This window comes from Kocuria coralli (assembly GCF_008831305.1).
GTDB lineage: Bacteria > Actinomycetota > Actinomycetes > Actinomycetales > Micrococcaceae > Kocuria > Kocuria coralli.
Genome location: NZ_ML708624.1, coordinates 1 through 25389, shown reverse-complemented (window position 1 = coordinate 25389; position 25389 = coordinate 1). Strand labels below are relative to the sequence as shown.

The window sequence follows — 25389 nt, the reverse complement described above, 5'->3', positions numbered from 1 at the left end:
AGAGGAGTTCCGGGCAATATGAGCACCGTGGACAGTTTCGGGGCCAAGGGCGTTCTTGACGTCGATGGCACCGAGTATGAAATTTACCGTTTGAACGCGCTGGACGGAGCGAAGGAGCTTCCCTTCAGCCTCAAGGTCCTGCTGGAGAACCTCCTGCGCACCGAGGACGGCGCGAACATCACCCAGAGCCATATCGAGGCACTGGCCAACTGGGACGCGACGGCCCAGCCCAACACCGAGATCCAGTTCACGCCCGGTCGCGTGATCATGCAGGACTTCACCGGTGTCCCCTGCATCGTGGACCTTGCCACGATGCGCGAGGCCATCGCCGACCTGGGCGGCGATCCGACCCGCGTCAACCCGCTCGCTCCCGCCGAGCTGGTCATCGACCACTCCGTGCAGATCGACTCCTTCGGCAACGCCGAGGCGATCGAGCGCAACATGGACATCGAGTACCAGCGCAACGGCGAGCGCTACCAGTTCCTGCGTTGGGGCCAGACCGCGTTCGACGACTTCAAGGTCGTCCCCCCGGGCATGGGCATCGTCCACCAGGTCAACATCGAGAACCTGGCTCGCGTGGTGATGACCCGCGAGGTCGACGGTGTGCTGCGCGCCTACCCGGATACCTGCGTGGGCACCGACTCCCACACCACCATGGAGAACGGCATCGGCGTCCTCGGCTGGGGCGTGGGCGGCATCGAGGCCGAGGCGGCCATGCTGGGTCAGCCGATCTCGATGCTGATCCCGCGCGTCGTGGGCTTCAAGCTCACCGGCGAGATCCCCTCGGGCGCCACCGCGACCGACGTGGTGCTGACCATCACCGAGATGCTGCGCGCCCACGGCGTGGTCGGCAAGTTCGTGGAGTTCTACGGCGAGGGCGTCGGCGCTGTGCCGCTGGCCAACCGCGCCACGATCGGCAACATGAGCCCCGAGTTCGGCTCCACCGCCGCGATCTTCCCGATCGACGACGTCACCCTGGACTACCTGCGTCTGACCGGGCGTCCGGACGAGCAGGTCGCCCTGGTGGAGGCCTACGCCCGCGAGCAGGGCATGTGGCACGATCCCTCCCGCGAGATCGAGTTCTCCGAGTACCTCGAACTGGACCTGTCCACCGTCGTTCCGTCGATCTCCGGGCCCAAGCGCCCCCAGGACCGGATCGAGCTGACCAAGTCCAAGTCGCAGTTCGAGAAGGACGTGGCCAACTACCAGTCGTCCCAGGGCGCCGACTCGGCCGCCGTGTCGATGCCCGACGGCCGTGAGTTCGAGCTGGAGACCGGTGCGGTCTCGATCGCTTCGATCACCTCCTGCACCAACACCTCCAACCCCTCGGTCATGATGGCCGCGGCCGTCCTGGCCCGCAACGCCGTGGACAAGGGGCTCAAGGCCAAGCCGTGGGTCAAGACCTCGATCGCCCCGGGCTCGAAGGTCGTCACCGAGTACTACGAGAAGTCCGGTCTGGTCCCCGCGCTGCAGGAGCTCGGCTTCTACATCGTGGGCTACGGCTGCACGACCTGCATCGGCAACTCCGGTCCGCTCGAGGACGAGATCTCCCAGGCGATCCAGGACAAGGACCTCGCGGTGACCTCGGTGCTCTCGGGCAACCGCAACTTCGAGGGCCGCATCAACCCGGACGTCAAGATGAACTACCTGGCCTCCCCGCCGCTGGTCATCGCGTATGCCCTGGCCGGCAACATGGACTTCGACTTCGCCTCGGAGCCCCTGGGGCAGGACCAGGACGGCAACGACGTCTTCCTCAAGGACATCTGGCCGGACCCCACCGAGGTGCAGAAGATCATCGACGCCTCGATCGAGACCGAGATGTTCACCCGCGAGTACGGCACCATCTTCGACGGCGACGAGCGCTGGCAGAACCTGGACACCCCCACGGGCAAGGTCTTCGAGTGGGACGACGCCTCGACCTACGTGCGCAAGCCACCGTACTTCGAGGGCATGAGCATGGAGATCTCCGAGGTCGGCGATATCGAGGGCGCCCGCGTACTGCTCAAGCTGGGGGACTCGGTCACCACCGACCACATCTCCCCGGCGGGCTCCTTCAAGTCCGACACCCCGGCCGGCAAGTACCTGGTCGAGCACGGCGTGGAGCGCAAGGACTTCAACTCCTACGGCTCCCGCCGCGGCAACCACGAGGTCATGATCCGCGGCACCTTCGCCAACATCCGCATCAAGAACCAGCTCCTGGACGGCGTCGAGGGTGGCTTCACCCGCGACTTCACCCAGGAGGGCGGACCGCAGGCGGCGGTGTACGACGCGGCGATGAACTACCAGGCCGCCGGGACCCCGCTGGTCGTGCTGGGCGGCAAGGAGTACGGCTCCGGGTCCTCGCGCGACTGGGCGGCCAAGGGCACGTCCCTGCTGGGCGTCAAGGCCGTCATCACCGAGAGCTACGAGCGCATCCACCGCTCCAACCTGATCGGCATGGGCGTCCTGCCGTTGCAGTTCCCCCAGGGCGAGTCCGCCGACTCCCTGGGCTTGGACGGCACCGAGACCTTCTCGATCACCGGCGTGACCGCCCTCAACGACGGCGTCACCCCGGAGACCGTCAAGGTCGTGGCGGAGAAGGAGGACGGGCAGACCGTCGAGTTCGACGCCGACGTCCGCATCGACACCCCAGGTGAGGCCGACTACTACCGCAACGGCGGCATCCTGCAGTACGTGCTGCGCCAGATCGCAGCCGGCTGACCCACGCGGATCCAGGGCCCGCTCCGTCACCCGACGGGGCGGGCCCTTACCGTTGATGCGTTCCCGGCAATATCCCCTGGTGGGCGTACGATCGACGAAAAGACGGTGAACCATGACGGGGAACCAGGAGGAGAACCATGACCCTGCTTGAGCGTATCCACGGCCCCCGGGACCTCGACGCATTGTCGCAGCAGGAACTCGACCAGCTGGCCGGCGAGATCCGGGAGTTCCTGGTCACCAATGTGTCGGCGACCGGGGGGCACCTGGGCCCGAACCTGGGCGTGGTGGAACTGACTCTGGCTCTTCACCGCGTCTTCGACTCGCCCCAGGACCCGGTGGTCTTCGACACCGGCCACCAGTCCTATGTCCACAAGCTCCTGACCGGGCGCCACGACTTCTCCACCCTGCGCCAGTCGGGCGGCCTGGCCGGCTACCCGGACCGCGGTGAGTCCGCCCACGACGTCGTCGAGTCCTCCCACGCCTCATCGTCGCTGTCCTGGGCAGACGGGATCTCCCGGGCGTTCTCGATGACCGGCCAGGACGATCGCACCGTCGTCGTCGTGGTCGGCGACGGCGCCATGACGGGCGGCATGACCTGGGAGGCGGCCAACAACATCGCGGGCGACCCCGACCGCAGGGTGGTCATCGTGGTCAACGACAACGGCCGCTCCTACGCCCCGACCGTGGGCGGCCTGGCCCGCCAGCTGCACAACCTCAAGGCCGACGTGCAGCAGGGCGTGGACGCCGTGCGCACGGACCGCCGGTACGAGGAGCTCCTGACCACCGTCAAGGACGGCCTCAAGAACGCCGGCCCCCTCGGCCAGGCGGCCTATCGCGGTCTGCACGGCATGAAGGTCGGCATCAAGGACGTCGTGGTCCCTCACGGGCTGTTCGCCGACCTGGGGATGAAGTACGTGGGTCCCGTGGACGGGCACGACCAGGAGGCACTGGAGCAGGCGCTGCGCAACGCCAGGAACTTCGGCGGGCCGGTGATCGTGCATGCGATCACGGAGAAGGGTCACGGTTATGCTCCCGCGGTGGCCGACGAGGCCGACATGTTCCATGCGGTGGGCACGATCAACCCGGAGACCGGCCAGCCCATGAAACCCAGTTCGGGCCGGTCGTGGACCGCGGTCTTCCGCGACGAGATCGCCGCGATCGCCGACGAGCGGGAGGACATCGTGGGCGTCACCGGTGCCATGCTGATCCCCGTCGGCCTGGAGAAGATGCAGGCCGCCCATCCGGACCGGGTCGTGGACGTCGGGATCGCGGAACAGCACGCCCTCACCATGGCGGCAGGCATGGCCTTCGGCGGCCTGCACCCCGTGGTGGCCCTCTACGCGACCTTCCTGAACCGCGGGTTCGACCAGCTGCTCATGGACGTCGCCCTCCACAAGGCGGGGGTGACCGTGGTCCTGGACCGCTCCGGCGTGACCGGGCCCGACGGACCCAGCCACCACGGCATGTGGGACCTGGCCCTGCTGCAGATCGTCCCCGGCCTGCACCTGGCTGCCCCTCGCGACGAGCCCAGCATGATCGAGCAGCTCCGGGAGGCGGTCGCCGTCGACGACGCACCCACCGTGATCCGCTATCCCAAGGGCGACGTGGGCCAGGAGATCCCCGCGGTCGAGCGGCTGGAGGACGGCGTCGACGTCCTCCTGCGGACGGGGACCGGCAGGGAGGTCCCGGACCACGACCGGGACGTGCTGATCGTCGCCGTCGGCGCTATGGCAGGGACCTGCCTGGAGACCGCCCGGCGCCTGGAGGCCCACGGCGTGACCGCCACCGTAGTGGACCCGCGCTGGGTGCTTCCCGTGCCGTCGTCCCTGGGGGATCTCGCCCGCCGGCACCGGATCGTGGTGGTCGTGGAGGATGGCGTGCGATCGGGCGGTATCGGTTCGCTCTTGCGCCAGAGTCTGCGTGATGCGGGTGTGGACACCGCCCTGAACGAAGTGGGCCTGCCCACGGAGTTCCTCGCCCACGCCTCCCGGGCGGAGATCCTGGAACGGGTGGGTCTCACAGCCCAGCGGATCGCTCACGACACCCTGGCCTCGGTGCTGGGTACCAAGGTGCCCTACGCCAGGCCGGTGGACGAGGACGACGACGCGCAGCGATTCCCCTCACGGACTCCGTCCGGACGGTCGTGACCGGGACCGGGGTTGCCGCGAGGGCGCGACACGGCCGGTGAATCCGCTTTGTCGGCCGGATCACAGATCAGTAGGCTTAGATACCGAGGGCGGGCAGACTGCCCGCCACGGCTGAGAAAGGGACCATCATGATCAAGAAGGCTGCATTCCTGGTCGGCTTCGGAGCCGGCTTCCTGGTCGGCTCGTACATGGGCCGGGAACCGTTCGAGAAGGTCCAGGCCAAGGTCACCGGCGTCTACGAGGACCCCGAGGTCCGCCGCAAGGTGCACGAGGGCGCTGAGAAGGCCGCCGCCGCGGTCAAGGAGCAGGCTCCGGTCGTCAGCGAGAAGGCAGCCGACGCCGCCAAGACCGCCACCGCCAAGGTCAAGGAGGCCACCGGTGGCAGCGGCAAGGGCGATGCCACCGACAACCTGGACGGCTCGACCCAGCCGACCCCCGGTTCCACGAGCTGAGCGGATCCAGCACCGGCCGAGTCGGCGCGCACCGCTACGGCAACGGGCCCCGGAGACGTCTGAGCGTCCCGGGGCCCGTTGCCGTGCGCGCGGGGGTTCCGGTGGCGAAGCCGCGCAGCTCATGACGTGCGCGAGCTCTTCTAGGCGCCGGAGACGGTCTCCTGGGGCTCCCCGGTGAGGTCCTCCGCCTTCTGCGCCTTGGCGCGTCTGGCGGCCCGGAGCTGCCGCCAGGTCTTGCCCAGGGCGGGCGCGCAGATCGCGATCTGCCACTGACGTGCGCCCAGCTCGGCCAGCTGAGCGGCAACGGCCTCGTCCGTGGTCGACCGCGGGGGCGACCACGCGAAACGGCGCAGGTGCTCCGGGACCAGGAGATTCTCCGTGGGCATCCCGTGCTGGGCGGCCAGTTCGGCGATCATGGGCTTGAACTTCTTCAGCCTCGTGGCCGCGTCGGGCCGCTTGGTGTCCCAGGCCTTGACCGGCGGCAGGGCGTCCGATGCGACGGTGTAGGGCACCAGGTCCTCCGCGCCGCGCGCCTCTTGCAGAGCCGCCAGCCACCGGGGGGCCTCCCGAGCGGCAGCCCGGCCGTGGAACCCCTGGGTCTTCAGCAGCTGCGGCACCGTCCGCGGCATGGTGGTCGCCGCGGCCACCAGGGCCGAGTCGGGCAGGAGCCTGCCGGGGGAGATGTCCCGGTTGCGCGCCAGGTCCTCCCGCGCCGTCCACAGGTTGCGCAGCGCGGTCAGCTGGCGCCTGTTGCGGACCTTGGTGATCCCGGAGGTCCTGCGCCAGGGGTCCTTCCGCGGAGGCGCCGGGGGAGCGGTGCGGATGGCCTCGAACTCCTCGAGGGCCCAGTCGAGCTTTCCCTGCTCGCGCAGCAGGTCCTCGACCGCCCAGCGCAGCTGGACCAGGACCTCGACGTCCAGGGCCGCGTAGGTCAGCCAGGGCTCGGGCAGGGGGCGCTTGGACCAGTCGACGGCCGAATGCTCCTTGGCCAGCGTGAAACCGAGCAGTTCCTCGGTCTCCGCGGCCAGTCCGACGCGAGGCAGGCCCGCCAGCCGGCCGCCCAGCTCCGTGTCGAAGAGCCGGTCCGGCCACATGTCCAGCTCCCGCAGGCAGGGCAGGTCCTGCGTGGCGGCATGCAGCACCCATTCCACCCCGGCTAGGGCCTCGTTGATGATCCCGAGCGAGCCGACCGCTTCGGGGTCGATCAGGATGGTGCCCGCGCCCTCGCGCCGCAGCTGGACCAGGAAGGCGCGCTGGCCGTAACGGAACCCGCTCGCCCGCTCGGTGTCGATGGCCAGGGGCCCGGTGGCCACGTGCAGATGCTCCGCGGCCCGTTCGAGCTGGGACCGGGTGTCCAGGACTCGCGGGAGGCCGTCGTGCGGGCGATCCAGGGGCACCGTGCGCGGAACGGTGTAGTCCTCGAAGCCGTCGACGACGATCCCGGGGCCCCGTGCGCCGCCGCGGACATCGCGAGAGGCCGAGCCCGTACCACCGGATGGCCCGCTCTCACGGGGGCGTGCCCCGTTCAGGGGCTTCTGCGAAGGGCTCGGGGTGTTCACAGGTCGGTCAATTCCTCGTATTCGTCGCGTGGGGCTCGGGTGGCGGGGGCCGGGTCGGTACAGGCGGTCAGCGTCCGGTGAGGCTGATGATGCCGTCGGAGACCGGTGGAAGACCCGCGAACGTGCAGACCATGTCAGCCCATGCCTCCAGGTGTTTTCCGAACTCCTCGTCGTGGGGGGTCCACGATGCGCGCAGTTCGACGTCGATGACCTCGCCGGTGTCCGCGAGCTGCCCGAATCCCTCGGCCAGGACCCGCGAGGCGGTCCCCCCTTCACGGGTGTACGCAGCCCCGTTGCGGTCCAGGGCCTCCAGGAGCCAGCTCCAGGCCACGGAGGCCAGGAGCTCGTCGTGGCCGAGCTCGCGTTCCACCTGCGCCTTGACGTAGGTCACGATGCGGAAGGCGCCGTTCCATTCGTGCCGGCGGGCGGGGTCGTAGCTCAGGATGAAACGTCCGGTGGCCAGCTCGTCCGGGCCGGTACGCCCGATCGAGGCCGTCCCATCGGTGACGGTGGCGGCGAAGGCCACCGCATCGCTGGGGCCCATGGGTACGGGGATCTCCGTCAGTTCGATCTCCGGGCGGCACCGAGCACTGCGCAAAGAAGCCGACGCCGATCGGAATCGGCCCGGGCCTCCATGCAGATCGGTAACCGCGCTCACGGCTTCAAGGGTAGGTCGATAGTTCACGCGGGAAGCGGTGGCACGCCGCCGACGGTGCCCATGATCTGCACTTTTTAATGATTTTCCATATATTGAGACACGGGCTGGCGACCCGCCCCCTCACCGTCATCGCTGCCGCCGCCGCGGGATGGAGCCTCAGGACTGAGCCGGCTCCAGGCGCATCGAGACCGAGTTGATGCAGTACCGAAGATCCGTGGGCGTGGGGTAGCCCTCGCCGGAGAACACGTGCCCCAGATGGGAGTCGCAGGATGCGCAGCGGACCTCCACCCGCTCCATGCCCAGGGTCGAGTCCCGGATGTAGCGCACCCGGTCCTCGGCCAGAGGGGCGTAGAACGACGGCCACCCGCAGTGCGATCCGAACTTGGTCTCCGAGCGGAAGAGCTCGGCCCCGCACCCCTTGCAGGAGTAGACCCCTTCCGTCTCGGTATCCCAGTACTCACCGGTGAAGGGGCGTTCGGTGCCGGCCTCCCGTAGGACGTGGAACTCCTGAGGGGTGAGGACGGCGCGCCATTCGTCGTCCGAGCGTTGGACGACGGGCCCGGAGGCCTGCCGGTCGGCAGGCGGCGGGGATGAGTTCTCTGCGGCGTTCCGGGTCGCATCGTGAGCCATGGTCTTCCTCCGTAGTGCTCGAAGTCGTGGTCGAGAAGTCGTGCTCGAACTGGTGCGCCGAGTCGTTCCCTGTCCGTTCCCTCGGGCGGCACCAGACAGTGCAACGCCCCTCGGGCGGAGAATATGCCGCGGGCCGCGGGAGGGCGCATGCGAGGATGGCGGTATGCACTTGCGTGAACCCTTAGGGGCCTCCCGTACCGGCGGCACCGTCGCGACCCCGCGGCTGAAGACCCCGGCAGGGGCACCGGCGGCCGTATCCGCACGCCAGCACCAGGCGGGGTGGAAGCGCGGTGCCGTGATGGGAGCCGCGGCGACCGTGGGGGCAGCCTCCTTGACCTTCGGGCTGTCCTCGGCACTGGCCACCTACCTGGCCCGCAAGGTCGTGGTGCCCCCGCGCTACCGTTCCGAGGACCTCGCGATTTACCGCTACGTCCCGGAGCCCCCGGCGGATTCAGCCGCCCCGGCCGCTCCGGCAACCCCGGTCGCTCCGGGGGCGGGGGAGATCGTGCTGGCCGCGACCGTGGAGACCACGGTGGACGGCGTCTACAGCCTGCGCTTCGACGGCGGGCGGGGTCACGCGCGCATCGGTGCGATCATCTCGCTCTCTCCCCGGGACGGCCGAGTGGTGCGGGAGGTCGAGGAGGTCTACAGCGGCGATCTCTCCCGGGCGTCCAGGGGCTGGTGGTCGGGGACCGTCTACCCGGATCCCGGCAGGCTGGACCTGGCCTACGAGGAGGTCGAGATCCCGATCGAGGTGGGGCTCGCCCCGGCATGGGTGATCCCTGCCGACGGCCGGCCGAGCCCCGAGGAGAGCCAGCGCCCTCGCATGCTCGAAGGCCCCTGGGCGATCATGGTGCACGGGCGGGGAGCCCAGCGCCTGGAAGGCCTGAGGGCTGCCAGGACCGCCCGGGAACTCGGCCTGACCTCCATGCTCATCTCCTACCGCAACGACCGTGAGGCGCCGTCCACCCCCGACAACCGGTACGGCCTGGGGTTCACGGAATGGAAGGACGTCCAGGTCGCGATCTCCTACGCCAAGTCCCGCGGGGCCACCCAGATCGTGCTCTTCGGCTGGTCCATGGGCGGGGCGATCTGCCTGCAGACCGCGGATCTCTCCTTCTACCGCGACGACATCGCCGCCATGGTCCTCACCGGCCCGGTGGTGGACTGGTTCACCCTCTTCGCCCACCACACCACGGATCACGGGGTGCCACGGCGCATCGCGACGATGGCGACGAGTTTGATCAGCTCACCCAGGGGGCGGTATCTCACCGGCCTGACGGCTCCGGTGGATCTGGCCAGCCTGGACTGGGTCACCCGGTATCGGGAGCTGCGCACCCCCACGCTGATCCTGCACTCCAAGGACGACGAGTTCGTGCCGGACACGGCCTCCCGCGAACTCGCGCGGCTGTCGCCGTGGGTGGACTTCGTGGGGTTCTGGCATGCTCGGCACACCAAGGAATGGAACGTCTCACCACGCCGGTGGGAGGACGCCGTGCGGCGGTGGCTGAAGCCTCGTCTCGAGGAGACCCTCAGGCGCTCAGCGGAGCGGGCCTAGCCTCGAGCGCGTCCAGCAGATCCTGAGGGGCCACCTCGAGATCGAGACCTCTGCGGCCGCCGGAGACGAAGATCGTGGGGTGACCGAGCGCCGAGTCGTCCAGCAGGGTCGGTGAGGGCGTCTTCTGCCCGAAGGGCGAGATGCCGCCCACCACGTAGCCGGTCCGGCGTTCGGCGGCCGAAGGGTCGGCGAGCACCGCCTTCTTCCAGCCCAGGCCGGAGGCTGCGGCCTTCATGGCCACCCGCCGGTCGACCGGCAGCACGACGACGCCGAAGTCCTGCCCTCCCGGCTGGCTGACCAGGAGGGTCTTGAAGACCCGGCCGGGGTCGACCCCCAGCGCCCTGGCGGCTTCGGCGCCGTAGTCGGTGACGGCGTCGTCGTGAACGTATCCCGCCTCCCGGAAGGGCACCCCGCGCGCGGAGAGGAACTGCAGGGCCGCGGTGGCTCCGGAGGCCTTCCGCTTCTTCGACATCAGGTCCGGGGCAGCTGCGCCACGCGGCGGCGGACGCGTTCGAGCATGGCCGACATACCGCGCATCCGCAGCGGGGAGACCAGCTGGGTCAGGGCGAACCGCTCGGTGAGATCGGCGGGGAGATCCCTGATCTGCGCCGCGGTGAGTCCGTCCAGGCCCTCGTGCAGGATGGAGGCGAACCCCCGCGTGGTCGGCGCTTCCTGGGGAGCCGAGAAGAACAGGCGCACCGGGGTGTCGTCGGATCCGGTTTCGGCCTGCCGGTCCCACTCCACCGTGAGGAACAGCGGGGACTGGCACTCGACCACCTGTTCCAGCTCCTCGGGGTGCTCGCCGTAGCGGTCGGGAAGCTCGGGCAGCTGCCGTGAGAACTCCAGCAGCAGCTGCAGGCGGTCCTGCTGGGGAACGGCCTGGAAGTCCTCGACCAGCTCGGCCACGGCCTCCGGCAGGTCCTTCGTGAGATCCTGGCCGCTGATGAGATCCTCGGCGGTGCTCATCGGGTGCCCCCCGGAGCCTCGCCGCGATCGGGGCCGGACACGATGGGCACCCGGACGGAGTTGCCCCATTCGGTCCATGATCCGTCGTAGTTGCGCACGCTGGGGAAGCCCAGCAGGTGCTCCAGCACGAACCACGTGTGCGCCGACCGCTCACCGATGCGGCAGTAGGCGATCACCGGCTCCTCCGGGTCCAGCCCGATCTCGTCGCGGTAGATGGCCTCCAGCTCCGTGCGGGTCTTGAAGGTGGAATCCTCCGCCGCCGCACGGGCCCACGGAACCGACGCGGCCGTGGGGATATGGCCGCCGCGCAGTACGCCCTCCTGCGGATACTCCGACATGTGCGTGCGCGCCCCCGTGTATTCGGGGCCGGAGCGGACGTCGATGAGCGGCACGGTTCCCAGGGCCTCGAGGACCTCGGGCTGGAAGGCACGGATCCGGGAGTCGTCGCGCTCGACCTCCGGGTACTGCGTCTGCTCGCGCTGCGGAACGTCGGTGGTGAGTTCCCGTTCCTCGGCGATCCACTTGTCCCGCCCGCCGTCCATCAGGCGGACGTCCTCGTGGCCGAACAGGGAGAACACCCACAGCGCGTAGGCCGCCCACCAGTTGGACTTGTCGCCGTAGACGACGATCGTGTCCTCGCGGGAGATGCCCTTGTCGCTCATCAGGCGCGCGAACTGTCCGCCGTCGAGGTAGTCGCGCATGTCGGGGAGGTTCAGATCCGTATGCCAGTCCACCTTGACGGAACCGGGGATGTGGCCGGTCTCGTACAGCAGGACGTCCTCGTCGGACTCGATGACGACGACGCCGGGGTCCTGGGCATGGTCGGCCACCCACTGCGTGGAGACCAGCCGTTGCGGATGGGCGTACTCGGCGAATTTGGCGTCTGTGGTGTCCACACCGACGGACATGATCACTTCCTCGTCTCCCGGTCGTTGATGGGCCCCGGCCTGCCGCTGCCTGTGCTGCGACGTGGACGGCCGGTGACCCGCTGAACTGTGCTCCAGAGTAGCGCCGTCGCCGGTGAATCGTCGGCCCGGCCCTGCCATGTGCGCGACGGGCGAACCCCGGCGCCGCGGAGCCGGGTAGGCTCGTGCACATCCGCCCGCCCACACCCGTGCAAGAGAGCCTGACGCCGTGAGGACAGGCCAGAAAGAGGTAGCAGCGTGAGTCCGCAGATCGAGCGCCTCGTGGAACGTCGTCCCGCTGTATCCGCGGAGCAGCTGCTGGACGGGTTCCGTCCCTCGGAACGTTTCGGCGAGGTCTCCTTCGGCACCTACCGTCCGGACCCGTCCCAGCCCTCGCAGGCTCAGGCCGTCGAGGAACTGCAGCGGTTCGCCCGCAGCATCTCCGGTCCCGGGAGCGGCTCCAAGGGCGGAGGGTTCTTCTCCCGGATGTTCGGGGGCTCGAACGGCGGGGGAGACAAGGGCTCCAAGCAGGGGATCTACCTCGACGGCGGGTTCGGTGTGGGCAAGACCCACCTCCTGGCGTCCCTCTGGCACGCCTCACCGGGGCCCAAGTCCTTCGGCACCTTCGTGGAGTACACCAACCTGGTCGGTGCGCTGACTTTCCGCAAGACGGTCGAGGCGCTCAGCGGCTATGCGCTGGTGTGCATCGACGAGTTCGAGCTCGACGATCCCGGCGACACCGTGCTGATGTCGCGGCTGATGCGCGAGCTGGCGGATGCGGGCGTGCGCCTGGCTGCGACCTCCAACACGCTGCCCGGATCCCTGGGGGAGGGCCGGTTCGCAGCACAGGACTTCCAGCGCGAGATCCAGGTGCTCTCCGACCAGTTCGAGGTCCTGCGCATCGACGGCGAGGACTACCGCCACCGCGGCCTGCCGGAGGCGCCTGCCCCGTTGGCCGACGATCAGCTCGAGGCCGCCGCGGACGAGCGCTTCGGCGACGACCAGGTCGTGTCCGCCGATGACTTCGAGGACATCCTGGAGCACCTGATCCGCGTGCACCCCTCGCGCTACCGGGCCATGGTCCAGGGGCTCGACGGCATCGTGTGGCGCGGTGTGCGCACGGTGGACGAGCAGGCTCTGGCTCTGCGTCTGGTGGTGATGGCCGATCGCCTCTACGACCGCGACCTGCCGATCATCAGCTCGGGGGTGCCGTTCGATCAGATCTTCACCCCGGAGATGATGGCCGGCGGCTATCAGAAGAAGTACTCGCGCGCCGTCTCGCGCCTGACGGCTCTGGCTCGCGAGGGGCAGATGCCCGCGCAGCCGTTGCTGTGAGCGGCTGAGGGACCGGCCGACGTCGTCGGCTGCGGCGATCTCCGGCACTGCGCCAGGTCGAGTCGGCCGGGAAGCACTGAGGGGCGGCACCGTGATGGTGCCGCCCCTCAGGCGCACGAGGGCCGACCCTCTCGGGCCGGCCGAGCGCTGATCCGGGGATCAGTTCTCGTCGTCGCCGCCGCCAGTGAGGTTGTCCTTGGCGGAGTTGATCTGATCCTCGTACTGGCCGCCGGTCTTGTCGTTGGCCGTGTCAGCAGCCTTGTCGACGGCCTCGGGGTTGTCCGAAGCTGCCTGCTTGGCCTTGTCTGCCATTCCTCCGAGATCCACCATGATGGTCTCCTCTCGTTCGATGTCATCTGACGAGACCACTATCCACTGCCCGCGGTCCATGTCGCAACATCGGAAGTCCCCGGGCGCGTCGCCCCCTCCCGCCGAGTGGATACCTAGTTGCGCTGTCGGGCCCCTTGGCGCAACTAGGTATCCACTCGGCGGGGGTGTGGGGGTACGACGAAGGCCCCGACTGAAGCTTCAGTCGGGGCCTTCTGTGCTGGTGCGCGATACTGGGATCGAACCAGTGACCTCTTCCGTGTCAGGGAAGCGCGCTACCGCTGCGCCAATCGCGCTCATGCTCCCGGGGGAGCGAGCTGGGTGGGAACCGAGGTGGAGACGGGATTCGAACCCGCGTAGACGGCTTTGCAGGCCGCTGCCTAACCACTCGGCCACCCCACCGGGACCTGTGTCCTTGCGGACCTGGCCTTCTCATTGATCGCATGCATCCGAAGATGATGCTCTCCGAGCGGTTGACGGGAGTCGAACCCGCGACCCTCACCATGGCAAGGTGATGCTCTACCAGCTGAGCTACAACCGCGAACCATCTGCCTTTCGGCTGACGTTCGATCGGAAACTGTATCACAGCCTTTTCCGTGCTCTCGCCCGGTGCCTCGGCTGCGGACAGTGCGTGCAGCCGCGCTCCGCAGGACTGTCGCTCTGCGTCCTTCGGGCTGCTCGCCGTTCCGACAGGCGTAGACATTAGGCCACCTGAATCGCGCCGCGCAAATCGAGCCGCGGGGCCCGTGGGGATCCGCCCGATCCCGCGGGCGCAGTCCCTTGGACAGTCCCTCGGGTGCGGCTCCAGAGCGCGACGCTCCCTTCTCGAACGGCCCCGCCGTGTTCCCTCAGCGATCGAGTGGTCCTGTGGTGTGCGTCTGAGGCGTGGAGCGCACTCCAGGAGGTCGCTTGAGGCGCGCAGGGGCGTGAACGCACTCTCTTGGGCCACTCGAGGAGTTCTGCCGGGTGGGGCGCGCATCGCGGGTGCTGGCCGTGGGGAACCAGGAGGGAATGGATGGCGCACCTGTGCGTCGTGTGCCCACTCAGGGGTGGCAGATCCGGGGCCGGCGCGGCCGAATTGGCGAGCAGGCTCGTGGTGCGCTATGGTTTCCAGGTCGAAAGGCGCGATTAGCGCAGCGGTAGCGCGCTTCGTTCACACCGAAGAGGTCACTGGTTCGATCCCAGTATCGCGCACAAGATATGCAAGAGCCCCACCCCCAGACGATCTAGCTGGGGGTGGGGCTCTTGCCGTACCGGAGTCCCTGGAACAGCACCCGTCCCAGCTAGATCGTGTGGGGCGGGTAGATCGTTGGAGAAGCGATGACCCAACCCCGATTGGCCGAGCAGACCGAATCCGGGCGCATGTACGCCCGGGTGGCAGGAGGCGTGGCCACCGTCCCGTCGATCACCACCGTTCTGGGATGTGCAGCCAACGACCTGGGGGGCTGGCACGGATGGCTGGCGGCCCAGGCCGTGATCGGGGACGACCGCCTGCCCGGCGCGCTGGGCTCGCCGTCGCGGATGAAGACCGTCGCCCGGGACGCGGCGGGGGCGGCCGAGCGCTACCGGGACCGGGCCGCCGAACGCGGCGACAGGGTGCACGACTACTGCGAACAGGTCGCCCTGGAGGCGATGGGCCTGCCGCACGAGAGGCAGCGGGCCCGCGAGATCCTGGCCACGCACCGGGAGGACGCCTACGCGGCGCGGTTCGACGAATGGTGGCAGCTGTACTCGCCCAAGCCGCTGGCAGCCGAGATCACCGTCTGGAACCACACCGTGGGCTACGCGGGGACTCTTGACCTGGTGGCGGAGATCGCCGGGAAGGTGTGCCTGATCGACTACAAGACGAAGGCCACGGACCGCAACGGCCGGGTCAAGTCCCTCGACCCGAAGGTGGTCACCCAGCTGGTGGCGGGTCTCAAGGCGGAGGAGCAGCTCGTGGACGCCGAATCCGGGGAATGGGAGCCGTGGCGCTTCGGGCAGGCCGACCTGCTCCTGGGCGTGGCGGTGGGCACCACCGAGGTGGTCGCCCAGCAGGCCATCCCGGAGGTCCTCGAAGCCCACTGGCGGAAATTCTGCGCCCTGCAGCGCGTCTGGACCCATGAGCGGCGACTCGCGGGAGCCGGAGCGCAGCTGCGCCCGGTGCCGCCGCCACCGGCGTCCTAAACTCTGCCCTGTCAGCTCCGTCCGTTCCACGCCACCCACGCCGTCAACCCGAGGAGGCCCTCGCCTCATGGCAGTCCGCCCCATCCGTACCATCGGCGACCCGGTCCTGCGTTCCCAGGCCTCGCCCGTCCGAGACTTCGACGACGCAGGCACCCACGATCTGCAGGACCTGGTCGACGACATGATCGAGACCATGCACGACGTCGAAGGGGTGGGCCTCGCAGCCCCTCAGATCGGCGTGGGGCTGAGGATCTTCGTCTACGACGTCGAAGGCCAGATCGGGCACGTCGTCAACCCCGAGCTGACGGTCGGCGAGGAGCCCCAGGACGGCTCGGAAGGCTGCCTGTCCGTTCCCGGGATGGGCCACCCCACGCCCCGGGCCCGAGCGGCCACGGTGCACGGGTTCACGGTGGCGGGTGAGCCCCTCACCGTGAGCGGCGAGGGGCTGCTCGCGCGCTGCCTGCAGCACGAGTACGACCACCTGAACGGAACGCTCTACGTCGACCGGTTACGCGGAGCGGCCAAGAAGGAAGCCATGAAGGCCATCCGCCAGCGGGAGTACGCCGACGTGGTCGCGGACGTGCAGGGCCAGCGCGCCGCCTCCCTCGGGTCGGGACGCGGCTCCAGTTTCGGCGGCTCCTCCACGACCGGCTTCCCGGGTGGTGGGCGATGAAGGTGCTCTACGCGGGGACCCCCGATGTCGCCGTAGCCCCCCTGCGGCACCTGGCCGCTGCGGAGGACATCGACGTGGTGGGCGTGCTGACGCGCACGGACGCGCCGGTCGGCCGGAAGAAGGTGCTCAGGCCGTCACCGGTCGCCGCGGCGGCGGACGAGCTGGGACTGCCCGTCATCAAGGCCAACCGGGTCGATCAGGAGACCGTCGAGCGGATCCGGCGGACGGGCGCGGAGGCAGCGGCCGTCGTCGCCTACGGCGCGCTGCTCAAGCGCGACGCGCTCGACGCCGTGCCCCTCGGATGGGTGAACCTGCACTTCTCGATCCTGCCGGCCTGGCGCGGGGCCGCACCCGTCCAGCGGTCGCTGCTGGCCGGCGAGATGACCGCGGGGGCCACCACCTTCGTGCTCGAAGAGGGCATGGACACCGGCCCCGTCCTGCGGACCTTCACGGAGCCGGTCCGCGACGACGACGTGGCGGGCACGGTCCTGGCCCGCCTGAGCGATCTGGGAGCGCCGGTGCTGCTGGATTCCCTCAGGGACCTGGTCGCAGGCGTGCAGCCTCGCCCCCAGGCCGGGCAGGCCTCCCTGGCGTCGAAGCTGACCGGGCCGGACGGCCGCATCGACTGGGGTCGCCCGGCCCCGGAGATCGCGGCACGCGTTCGCGCCGTCACCCCGGAACCGGGAGCATGGACCGAGATGGACGGTGCCCGGTTCAAGATCACCGACCGGGTGGCCGAGCACCCCGGGGTCACCGACCTGGCACCCGGCGCGGTGACCCTGCGGGACAAACGAGTGCTGGTCGGCACATCGACGCATGCCGTCGAACTGCTGCAAGTGCAGCCCGCGGGTAAGAAGACCATGGCCGCCGGCGACTGGGCCCGAGGGCGGCTCGGTGCGGATGGCACGACCGGAGGAGCGGAGTTCGTATGAGCCAGGACCACAGGGACTCGCGGGGGCCCCGGCACAGCCGTGACGATCGCCGTGACGACCGCCGTGACGATCGCGGGAGCGACCGGCGGGACAGCCGCGGCAGGCAGCGCAACCGCCGGGGCATGGCCGATCGGCAGTTCTCCTCGTCGGCGCCCTCGCAGCGCAACCGGGGCGCTGACCCGGCGCGGCTGGCCGCCTACCGGACCTTGCGCGCCGTGGAGGCCAATGACGCGTACGGGAACCTGGTCCTCCCGGAGCAGATCCGGAGGCTGGGCCTGAACCGGCGCGACGCCGCGCTGGCCACGGAGCTCGCCTATGGTGCCCTCCGCCAGCAGGGCACCTGGGACGCGGTCCTGGCCCGGTGCGTGGACCGGCCCCTGGCGAAGATCGACCCCTCGGTGCTCGATGCCCTGCGTCTGGGCACCCACCAGCTGCTGGCCATGCGGATCCCGGATCACGCGGCCATCGACCAGACCGTGGGACTGACGCGCTCGGAGATCGGGGCCGGACCCTCCGGCCTGGTCAACGCGGTGCTGCGCAAGGTCGCCGCCGAGGACCTCACGCAGTGGCTCGCGAAGCTGACCGACGGCGCCGATCAGCTCACGAGGCTGTCGCTGGAGACCTCGCACCCGGTGTGGATCGTTCGTGCCATGAAGCAGGCGCTGACCGTCCACGGACGGCGCAGCGGCGAACTGACCGATCTGCTGGCCGCTGACAACGCGGCTCCTTCGGTGCACCTGGTGGCCCTGCCCGGGCTGGGGGAGCTGGAGCCGGAGATCGAGCACGGGGCGCAGCCCAGCACTCTCGTCCCGGGCGCTGCGATCAGCGGCGGCGGGGATCTCCGCCGGTCCCCGCAGGTCAGGGAGGGCCGGGTGCGCGTCCAGGATGCCGGCTCCCAGCTGGTGGCCCGTTCCGTGGTGGCGGCTGCCCCGGTGCAGCCCGGCGAACGCTGGCTCGACCTGTGCGCCGGGCCCGGGGGCAAAGCCGCCCTCCTCGCTGCGGCGGCCGCGGAGACCGGAGCGCACCTCCTGGCCAATGAGGTCGCAGGACACCGGGCCGACCTGGTCCGCCAGGCACTGGCCGTGGTCCCCGACCGGGCCTGGAGCGTGCGGGCCGGTGACGGGCGTGAGATCACCGCGGCCGATGCCGGGCGTCGGGCATTGTCCGATGGCTCCGACGAAGGGAGCCGGGAGGGGAGCCAAGAGGCGGGCCCCACGGGCTTCGACCGGATTCTCGTGGATGCCCCGTGCACGGGACTGGGCGCCCTGCGTCGTCGTCCGGAGTCGCGCTGGCGGCGCACGCCCCGGGACCTCGCGGAGCTGACCGTCCTGCAACTGGAGCTGCTGCAGGCTGCGGCGGATGCGCTCGCCCCGGGCGGCCTGCTGGTCTATGCCACCTGCTCCCCGCACGCCGCGGAGACGACCGTGGCCGTCGACGACCTGCTGCGGACCCGCCCCGGACTGCAGCTCGTGGACGCCGGAGCCCCCGTGCGGAAGGCGGCCCTGCCCGGCGCCCTGGCCGGCGACGCCGACCCCGCGAGGCCGTACGCCGGAGCGCAGGGGGCGCACGCGGCCGCGGACGCCGCCACCGTGCAGCTGTGGCCCCATGTGCACGGCACCGATGCCATGTTCATCGCCCATTTCCGTCAGACCCGGATCTCGGAGTAGCACCACCGCAGAAGAGAAACCGGCCGCATCCCGCTCCGACGGGCGGCCGCCGACGAGGAGGAACCGTGTCCCGCTGTTGCATCAACCCGTCCATTCTGTCGGCGGATTTCGCCAATCTGGAGTCCGAACTGGCCCGGATCGCCACTGCCGACGCCGCGCACGTGGACGTCATGGATCAGCATTTCGTGCCCAACCTGACCCTTGGGCTGCCGGTGGTCGAACGGCTGAAGGCGATCTCACCGGTGCCGTTGGACGTGCACCTGATGATCGAGGATCCCGACCGGTGGGCCCCTGCCTACGCGGAGGCAGGATGCGACTCCGTGACCTTCCACGCCGAAGCCGCGGCGGCACCCGTGCGCCTGACTCGCGAGCTGCGTGCCAAGGGCGCCCGGGCGGGTCTCGGGCTCCGGCCGGCCACGGCGGTGGATCCTTACCTGGACCTCCTGCCGGAGATCGACATGCTGCTGATCATGACCGTGGAGCCGGGATTCGGCGGGCAGAGCTTCCTGGAGGTGACCCTCCCCAAGATCCGCCGTGCTGCACAGGCCATCCGTGCGGGCGGCGGACAGGTCGCCCTGCAGGTCGACGGCGGCATCACGGAGGAGACCATCCTCCGCGCCGCCGAAGCCGGTGCCGACGTGTTCGTGGCCGGTTCCTCGGTCTACGGCACCGACGACCCTGCCGCGGCGATCGATGCGCTGCGCGTTGCGGCCTCGAACGTGCCATAATCGGGCTCACGACACGACGTGCTCCGAGATCGGTGAAATTCCGAGCCGGCGGTGACAGCCCGCTAACCGAGCGCAGCGTCCGGCCTCCCTCAGCATTCGCGGGAGAGCCGGCCGCAGGCGTTTCGGCCTGACCGGTGAGATTCCGGTGCCGACAGAACAGTCTGGATGGGAGGAGCACTAGCGACCGCCCGTGTGGCGTGTTGCTGCCCTCCCATGCCATCAGTCTCGAAGCCGCCGGTCGGCTTGGCCGGCGCCCGTACCAGCGCGGCGGAGCCCGCGCAGAACGGCCGTTCCTCGGCCGGTACAGGTGGTCCGGGTACGGGCGGGAGGCGAGATGTTGGACTTTCTGCGGTGGCTCTTCGACGCCCAGCTGCATATCGGCTCCGGGTTCATCCTGTGGCGCGAGGTCCTCGGCAATGTCTTCGGCCTGCTCTCGGCGCTGGGCGGCATGCGCCGGAAGGTCTGGGCTTGGCCCATCGGGATCGTCGGCAACGCTCTGCTCTTCACGGTCTTCATGGGCACCGTCTTCGGCTCGCCCAACCCCGTCAATCTCCTGGGCCAGGCGGGCCGCCAGATCATGTTCATCGCCGTCGCCGTGTACGGGTGGGTGCGCTGGCGGCAGAGCCGCGGCGATGCCGGGGCCGCGGTCACCCCCCGCTGGGCCAGCGGCCGCGAACGAGTGCTCCTCGTCGCGCTGCTGCTGATCGGGACGGTGGCGCTGACCCCGGTCTTCCGTGCCATGGGCTCGTACGAGCCGGTGTGGGCGGACGCGTGGATCTTCGTCGGCTCCCTGATCGCCACCTGGGGTATGGCCCGTGGCTGGACCGAGTTCTGGCTGGTCTGGGTGGCCGTGGACATCGTCGGGGTCCCGCTGCTGGTCAGCGCCGGATACTGGGCGTCGGCGGCCATGTACCTGTTCTACGGCGCCTTCACCCTCACCGGATTCTTCGTATGGTGGCGGGTCCAGCGCCGTGAAGCCGCGACCGGAGGCGACGAAGGTGCTCCGGCCCCGGCGGGCGCCGTGGTCTCGGTGGAGACCGCATTCCCCGATGTATCCGTGAACGTGCACCGTCCCGGGACGCACCCGGACGGGGCTCCTGCGGAGGATCCGGGCAGATCTGACGGCGGCGGCTCATGAGGGCCGGTTCCGGCGGAGCAGCCGCCGACCGTGATTTCAGCGAGGCGGAACACCGAGCCATGGACGCCGCGCTCTCCGCGGCGTGGCGCGGCCCGCGGGGATCGAACCCGCTGGTGGGCGCCGCACTGCTCGACCAGGACGGACGGGTGCTGCATCGTGGGTTCCATCGTGGTGCCGGCACGGAGCACGCCGAGGTCGATGTCCTGTCCCAGGCGCGGAAGTCCCGCGCGGACCTGAGCCGCACCACCCTGCTCGTGACCCTGGAGCCGTGCAACCACCAGGGGCGGACCGGTCCGTGCTCGCACGCCGTCCTCGAGTCGGGAATCCCCCGGCTCATCTACGCCACCGCGGACACCACCCCGGCCGCCTCGGGCGGAGCGGCCTACCTCCGCTCCCACGGCGTCGAGGTCCGCTCGGGGCTGCGGGCGGAGCCCGCGCTCGAGCTGAACCACCGCTGGACGGCGGCGCAGCGAGCAGGCCGGCCTTTCGTGACCGTGAAGACCGCCCAGAGCCTCGACGGCCGGATCGCCGCCGTCGACGGCACCAGCCAGTGGATCACGGGTGCCGAGGCACGGGCCCACGCCCACGGAGTCCGGGGGCGAGTGGACGCCATCGTGGCCGGGACCGGGACGATCCTCACCGACGACCCCCGCCTCACCGTGCGCGGGGCCTCGGCCCCGGCACCGGCGACGCTCACCGGCGAACGGGGCGCGCCGGCGGGGAACGCTCCCGCGGGGGATACTCACGCGACAGCAGGCACCGTCGCGCCGGCTCCGCTGCGAGTCGCCATGGGCCTGCGCGAGGTTCCGGCCGCAGCCAGGGTCCGGGGCGAGGACGGGCGCTTCCGCCAGGTGCGCAGCCGGGACCCGCACGAAGTGCTCCGAGCCCTCACGGCCGAGGGCGTGCGCCATGTCCTGATCGAGGGCGGGTCGGAGATCGTCGGGGCGTTCCTCGCCGCCGATCTGACCGACGAGCTGATCGTCTACCAGGCACCGGTGCTGCTCGGAGCGGGGCAGCCCGCCTACCCGGATCTGGGGGTGACCACCTTGGCCCAGGCCCGCCGCTTCCTTCCGGACCCCAGCGACGGCGGTGCCGTGCAGCGTCTCGGGAGTGACCTGTTATGGCATCTGCAGCCGGCTCCCAACGCCCCGACCGCGCCGCCGGGTAACGACGGACCGCCCGGTCCGGCCGGGCACCGCATAGCGCACCACGACAGAGCATCCGAGAGCTAGGAGAGCACATCATGTTCACCGGTATCGTCGCCGCGACGGGCACGGTCATCTCCCTCGAGCGCGACCCCAGCGGAGAGGAGGACGGTTCGGCGCGCCTGCGCATCCAGGCAGGCCCCATCGTCACCGATCTGCCTCCCGGCGGATCCTTGGCCGTCGACGGCGTCTGCCTCACCTCCGCTCCGGCTCCCGCGCAGGGCGGGACCAGCCCGGAGGGCGGCGGAACGGAGGTACTGACCGCCGACGTCATGGGGGAGACCCTGAGACGCACCACCCTGGGGAGCCTGCGGCCCGGGGCAGTGGTCAACCTGGAACGCTGCCTGCCCGCCGACGGCAGGCTGGACGGCCATATCGTCCAGGGACACGTGGACGGGACGGGGCGCATCCTGTCCCGTATCCCGCACGGAGCATGGCAGACCGTGAGGGTGGGGATTCCCCATGACCTGGCGCCGCTTCTGGCGGAGAAGGGGGCCATCGCCGTCGACGGCATCTCGCTGACCGTCACGGCAGTCAGCGCCGCGGGCGCCACCGAGCCGTGGTTCGAGATCGGCCTGATCCCCGCCACGCTGGCAGCCACGGGCCTGGGCGCCAAGACCGAGGGGGACCCCGTGAACCTCGAGGCGGACGTCATGGCCAAGTACGCCGCCAGGCTAGCGGCGTTCCGCGGCCCTGGGCGGCCCCCCGAGACGACCCCCGAGACCTCTCGTGAGACGAGCGGGGAAGCACGATGACGGCGCCGCGCCCGGACGATGACAGTGTGGTCCTGGACCCCATCGAGAACGCGGTGAAAGCCATCGCGGCCGGGGGAGCGGTCGTCGTCGTGGACGACCAGGACCGGGAGAACGAAGGGGACCTGATCTACGCCGCCCAGTTCGCCACCCCGGAGCTGACCGGTTTCACCATCCGGCACACCTCCGGTGTGCTGTGCGTCCCGATGACCGCGGGACGTGCGGACGCCCTGAGGCTGCCGGCCATGACCGAGGTCAACGAAGACGCCAAGACCACGGCGTACACGGTCACCTGCGATGCACGCGAAGGCGTCACCACGGGGATCAGCGCAGAGGATCGGGCCCGGACCGCCCGGGTCCTCTCGGCCGATCAACCGGACCCGGGCGCCATCACCCGCCCCGGCCATATGCTCCCGCTGCGTGCGGTGGATGGCGGCGTCCGCGAACGCGCCGGCCATACGGAGGCCGCGGTGGACCTGTGCCGCCTGGCGGGGCTCACGGAAGCGGGGGTCATCGCCGAACTGGTGCATGACGACGGCTCGATGATGCGGCTGCCGGCCTTACGGACCTTCGCGACCGACCACGGACTGCCGCTGGTCAGCATCGAGGACCTCATCATTCACCTGGACCTCGCCGCCCACCCCGGGGAAGAGCATGCGAGCCCTGCCGTGCCCGCGCCCATCGCGCCAGGGGCGGCAGCGAGGACACGGCCCGTGCTGGCCACCTCCGAGGCGGTCGTGATCCCCATGCCAGAAGGGAGCTTCTCCGTCCGCGGATGGCAGGTTCCGGATGCCGACGGCACGACGGCGGGGGAGCACCTGAGCGTCACCGCGCTGGACCCCGGCACGGAGCTGCCGCTGGAGGGGGACGGGCCGCCCCTCGTGCGCCTGCACTCCGAATGCCTGACCGGAGACGTCTTCGGATCCTTCCGCTGCGACTGCGGTGCCCAGCTGCATCAGGCCCTGGCCGAACTGGCGGCGCACGGGGGCACGCTCGTCTACCTGCGGCGCCACGAGGGACGGGGCATCGGGCTGGTTAACAAGCTGCGGGCCTACCGGTTGCAGGACGGAGGTGTGGACACCGTGGAGGCCAACGAGCTCCTCGGCCTGCCGGCCGAGGCACGCGACTGGGGCGCGGCAGCGGCGATCCTGGAGGAGCTGGGCCTGCACGAGGTCAGATTGCTGTCCAACAACCCCGCCAAGGCCGTCGCCCTGGAATCCTGGGGGATCAGGGTGCAGGCCATGGTTCCCAACGAGGTGCCGGCGCGGGCCGAGAACCGCACCTACCTGGTCACGAAGCGCGACAAGATGCATCACCACCTCCTGCACCTCGACGATCCCGGCGAGGATCCCCACGATCTCGCCGCCCACTCCGCCCACCCCCACGGGGGACCGATCGACCTGGAAGGAAGACCATGAGCGGCCACGGAGCACCCACGACCCGGCTGAGCGAACTGAACACCGAGGGCCTGTCGGTGGCGGTGATCGCATCGAGCTGGCACGACACGATCATGGACGGTCTCCTGGCGGGGGCTGCGAGAGCTCTCGGCGATGCCGGCATCGAGGACGCCGTGACCCTCCGGGTACCGGGTTCCTTCGAACTGCCGGTCGCCGCCGCCCGCCTCGCCCCCCAGTTCGACGCCGTCGTCGCCCTGGGGGTGGTGATCCGCGGGGGGACGCCCCACTTCGACTATGTGTGCCAGGCCGCCACCGAGGGGCTGACCGAGGTGTCGGTCAGCACGAGGACCCCCGTGGGCTTCGGGGTGCTGACCTGCGATACGGAGCAGCAGGGACTGGACCGCGCCGGGCTGCCCGGCTCCCAGGAGGACAAGGGGTACGAAGCCGCGGCCGCGGCGATCCAGACGGCAGCCACCCTGCGCGACCTCAAGGCCTGAGCCGAATACCCGAGCTCCGCATCCGGGCCGAAGGGTACGACGACGTGCGGAGGGCCGGTCGATACCGACGAGCCCTCCGCACGTCGTCTTTCACCTCAAGCTGTCCCCGGGGATACCCCGGGACAGCTTCTGCACGGGTCAGAGTTCGTCGTCCTCGGCCTCCGGCTGCCACCGGTTGAAGTCCAGGGTCAGGTAGAGAGCCAGGGCGGGGGAATTGTCCTCCCGGATGCGCAGGCTCACGCGTTCGTGTCCGGATTCCTTGAGGGCCGCCACGGACTCGCGCACCAGACGTTCGGCCAGGCCCTGGCGCCGGTGGGCGCTGTGGGTGAACAGCTCGAAGATATACGGGGCATCGGGCAGGCCCTCACCCCTGCGGCGCTCGACCACCAGGGACGCCGCGATGATCTCCCCGCTGTCGTTCACGACCACGGGGGAGGCCTCCGGCAGGAACGGCCCGTACTCGCCGTCGAACAGACCCTCGACTACCTCGCGGGCTTCGTCCAGGGAATCCACGCCGCCGTTGGCGCTGTCCAGGCCCACCGCCTCGTACGCGGAGTAGAACAGCTGCGCCAAAGCGTCCTTGTCCTCCGCCTGAGCGCGACGCGTGGGCAGATCGGCCTTGGTGCCGCGGGGGATGACATCGGCGGTGCGTGCAATCAGGATGATGGTTCCGGTCAAGATGCCCTCCGTGTGAACTCGTACGAACGATAATCCGCTAATCGAACCCTGTTGTGATGCCGATTGCATCAAGCCTACTCAAAGGACATGGGCGAGCCATGGGTTGCCATGGATCGTTCTCAGGTCGTTGTGCTCCGCGCGGTGCTGTGTGCCACGAACGGGGGAAGCCCCGCCTGAGCGTGTCAGGCGGGGCTTCCGGGCGGTGGCGGCGGCGTCGTGGCCGCCGACACCGACGGGCGGGTCAGCGCTCGGTCGAGGAACTACTTCCGACCGATTCCAGTTCGTCCAGGTCGTGTTGGTGTTGGTGGTGGGCGTTGTG

General features: G+C 70.0%; 23 protein-coding genes, 4 tRNA genes and 1 riboswitch. Of the genes, 16 read left to right on the top strand and 11 right to left on the bottom strand.

All coding sequences use genetic code 11. From position 1 onward, the window contains the following. Positions 1-18 precede the first annotated feature (18 nt). The 3 genes from acnA (at position 19) to FCK90_RS12210 (ending at position 5299) form a co-directional block, all read left to right on the top strand. Entirely contained in the window at positions 19-2700 is a 2682-nt protein-coding gene (acnA, locus tag FCK90_RS12220; RefSeq protein WP_158034579.1) for an aconitate hydratase AcnA, read from the top strand. A gap of 137 nt (positions 2701-2837) precedes the next feature. After that, a complete protein-coding gene (gene dxs / locus FCK90_RS12215; RefSeq protein WP_158034578.1) occupies positions 2838-4847 on the top strand; it encodes a 1-deoxy-D-xylulose-5-phosphate synthase in 2010 nt (669 codons plus the stop codon). Between the two features lie 128 nt (positions 4848-4975). After that, a complete protein-coding gene (locus FCK90_RS12210) occupies positions 4976-5299 on the top strand; it encodes a hypothetical protein (RefSeq protein WP_158034577.1) in 324 nt (107 codons plus the stop codon). Between the two features lie 140 nt (positions 5300-5439). On the opposite strand, the gene FCK90_RS12205 is transcribed toward FCK90_RS12210, so the two are convergent. The 3 genes from FCK90_RS12205 to msrB form a co-directional block, all read right to left on the bottom strand. Next, the gene (locus FCK90_RS12205) at positions 5440-6738 is read right to left on the bottom strand and encodes an HRDC domain-containing protein (protein ID WP_158034623.1); all 1299 of its coding nucleotides are present in this window, start codon (positions 6736-6738) and stop codon (positions 5440-5442) included. A 187-nt stretch (positions 6739-6925) separates the two neighbouring features. Then, on the bottom strand, positions 6926-7516 hold the full coding sequence (locus FCK90_RS12200; RefSeq protein ID WP_158034576.1) for a DUF3000 domain-containing protein: 591 nt from the start codon (positions 7514-7516) through the stop codon (positions 6926-6928). A gap of 156 nt (positions 7517-7672) precedes the next feature. Continuing rightward, positions 7673-8146, bottom strand: a complete 474-nt coding sequence (gene msrB / locus FCK90_RS12195) for a peptide-methionine (R)-S-oxide reductase MsrB (protein WP_246180297.1) — start codon at positions 8144-8146, stop codon at positions 7673-7675. A 169-nt stretch (positions 8147-8315) separates the two neighbouring features. Here msrB and FCK90_RS12190 point away from each other — a divergent pair, with 169 nt between their 5' ends. Continuing rightward, positions 8316-9704 carry an alpha/beta hydrolase family protein gene (locus FCK90_RS12190; protein ID WP_246180294.1) on the top strand — a complete coding sequence of 463 codons (1389 nt, stop codon included), beginning with the start codon at positions 8316-8318 and terminating at the stop codon, positions 9702-9704. On the opposite strand, the gene FCK90_RS12185 is transcribed toward FCK90_RS12190, so the two are convergent. From FCK90_RS12185 to FCK90_RS12175, 3 genes are read right to left on the bottom strand one after another with little or no spacing between them, the layout of a single operon-like run. Beyond that, positions 9679-10176: an aminoacyl-tRNA deacylase gene (locus FCK90_RS12185; protein WP_158034574.1), complete on the bottom strand. Its 498-nt coding sequence runs from the start codon at positions 10174-10176 to the stop codon at positions 9679-9681. The genes FCK90_RS12190 and FCK90_RS12185 overlap by 26 nt on opposite strands. After that, positions 10176-10670, bottom strand: coding sequence for a SufE family protein (locus tag FCK90_RS12180; protein WP_158034573.1), 495 nt, complete (start codon positions 10668-10670; stop codon positions 10176-10178). The genes FCK90_RS12185 and FCK90_RS12180 overlap by 1 nt, the downstream gene beginning before the upstream one ends. Next, entirely contained in the window at positions 10667-11578 is a 912-nt protein-coding gene (locus FCK90_RS12175) for a sulfurtransferase (RefSeq protein ID WP_158034572.1), read from the bottom strand. Before FCK90_RS12175 ends, FCK90_RS12180 begins: the two co-directional genes overlap by 4 nt. A 255-nt stretch (positions 11579-11833) precedes the next feature. On the opposite strand from FCK90_RS12175, the gene zapE reads away from it, so the two are divergent. After that, positions 11834-12910, top strand: a complete 1077-nt coding sequence (gene zapE, locus FCK90_RS12170; RefSeq protein WP_158034571.1) for a cell division protein ZapE — start codon at positions 11834-11836, stop codon at positions 12908-12910. Positions 12911-13069: 159 nt separating this feature from the next. Here the strand turns inward: zapE and FCK90_RS12165 are convergent, their stop codons facing one another. The 4 genes from FCK90_RS12165 to FCK90_RS12150 form a co-directional block, all read right to left on the bottom strand. Beyond that, positions 13070-13240: an antitoxin gene (locus tag FCK90_RS12165; RefSeq protein ID WP_181954308.1), complete on the bottom strand. Its 171-nt coding sequence runs from the start codon at positions 13238-13240 to the stop codon at positions 13070-13072. Positions 13241-13458: 218 nt separating this feature from the next. Beyond that, positions 13459-13533, bottom strand: a tRNA-Val gene (locus tag FCK90_RS12160). Between the two features lie 35 nt (positions 13534-13568). Next, positions 13569-13639 (bottom strand) — tRNA-Cys (locus FCK90_RS12155). 66 nt (positions 13640-13705) lie between these two features. Then, positions 13706-13778, bottom strand: a tRNA-Gly gene (locus tag FCK90_RS12150). A 581-nt stretch (positions 13779-14359) separates the two neighbouring features. Between FCK90_RS12150 and FCK90_RS12145 the strand changes: the two genes are divergently transcribed. The 11 genes from FCK90_RS12145 to ribH all read left to right on the top strand — a co-directional run bounded on the left by FCK90_RS12145 (position 14360) and on the right by ribH (position 24392). After that, positions 14360-14431 (top strand) — tRNA-Val (locus tag FCK90_RS12145). Between the two features lie 126 nt (positions 14432-14557). Continuing rightward, a complete protein-coding gene (locus FCK90_RS12140) occupies positions 14558-15403 on the top strand; it encodes a cytochrome (protein ID WP_158034570.1) in 846 nt (281 codons plus the stop codon). A 67-nt stretch (positions 15404-15470) separates the two neighbouring features. Then, on the top strand, positions 15471-16076 hold the full coding sequence (def, locus tag FCK90_RS12135) for a peptide deformylase (protein ID WP_158034569.1): 606 nt from the start codon (positions 15471-15473) through the stop codon (positions 16074-16076). After that, positions 16073-17008 carry a methionyl-tRNA formyltransferase gene (gene fmt, locus FCK90_RS12130; protein ID WP_158034568.1) on the top strand — a complete coding sequence of 312 codons (936 nt, stop codon included), beginning with the start codon at positions 16073-16075 and terminating at the stop codon, positions 17006-17008. Before def ends, fmt begins: the two co-directional genes overlap by 4 nt. Beyond that, positions 17005-18675, top strand: coding sequence for an RsmB/NOP family class I SAM-dependent RNA methyltransferase (locus FCK90_RS12125; protein ID WP_158034567.1), 1671 nt, complete (start codon positions 17005-17007; stop codon positions 18673-18675). The genes fmt and FCK90_RS12125 overlap by 4 nt, the downstream gene beginning before the upstream one ends. 65 nt (positions 18676-18740) lie before the next feature. Continuing rightward, on the top strand, positions 18741-19403 hold the full coding sequence (rpe, locus tag FCK90_RS12120; RefSeq protein ID WP_158034566.1) for a ribulose-phosphate 3-epimerase: 663 nt from the start codon (positions 18741-18743) through the stop codon (positions 19401-19403). 15 nt (positions 19404-19418) lie between these two features. Further along, a riboswitch (FMN riboswitch) is annotated at positions 19419-19584 on the top strand. A 153-nt stretch (positions 19585-19737) separates the two neighbouring features. Further along, a complete protein-coding gene (gene pnuC, locus FCK90_RS12115; RefSeq protein ID WP_425481709.1) occupies positions 19738-20541 on the top strand; it encodes a nicotinamide riboside transporter PnuC in 804 nt (267 codons plus the stop codon). Continuing rightward, a complete protein-coding gene (ribD, locus tag FCK90_RS12110) occupies positions 20538-21773 on the top strand; it encodes a bifunctional diaminohydroxyphosphoribosylaminopyrimidine deaminase/5-amino-6-(5-phosphoribosylamino)uracil reductase RibD (protein WP_246180292.1) in 1236 nt (411 codons plus the stop codon). The genes pnuC and ribD overlap by 4 nt, the downstream gene beginning before the upstream one ends. Before the next feature lie 11 nt (positions 21774-21784). Then, the gene (locus tag FCK90_RS12105) at positions 21785-22501 is read left to right on the top strand and encodes a riboflavin synthase (RefSeq protein ID WP_158034565.1); all 717 of its coding nucleotides are present in this window, start codon (positions 21785-21787) and stop codon (positions 22499-22501) included. Further along, positions 22498-23916, top strand: coding sequence for a 3,4-dihydroxy-2-butanone-4-phosphate synthase (gene ribB / locus FCK90_RS12100; protein ID WP_158034564.1), 1419 nt, complete (start codon positions 22498-22500; stop codon positions 23914-23916). The genes FCK90_RS12105 and ribB overlap by 4 nt, the downstream gene beginning before the upstream one ends. Then, entirely contained in the window at positions 23913-24392 is a 480-nt protein-coding gene (gene ribH / locus FCK90_RS12095) for a 6,7-dimethyl-8-ribityllumazine synthase (protein WP_158034563.1), read from the top strand. Before ribB ends, ribH begins: the two co-directional genes overlap by 4 nt. Before the next feature lie 138 nt (positions 24393-24530). On the opposite strand, the gene FCK90_RS12090 is transcribed toward ribH, so the two are convergent. Next, positions 24531-25070, bottom strand: coding sequence for a GNAT family N-acetyltransferase (locus FCK90_RS12090; protein WP_246180290.1), 540 nt, complete (start codon positions 25068-25070; stop codon positions 24531-24533). Positions 25071-25389: the final 319 nt, after the last annotated feature.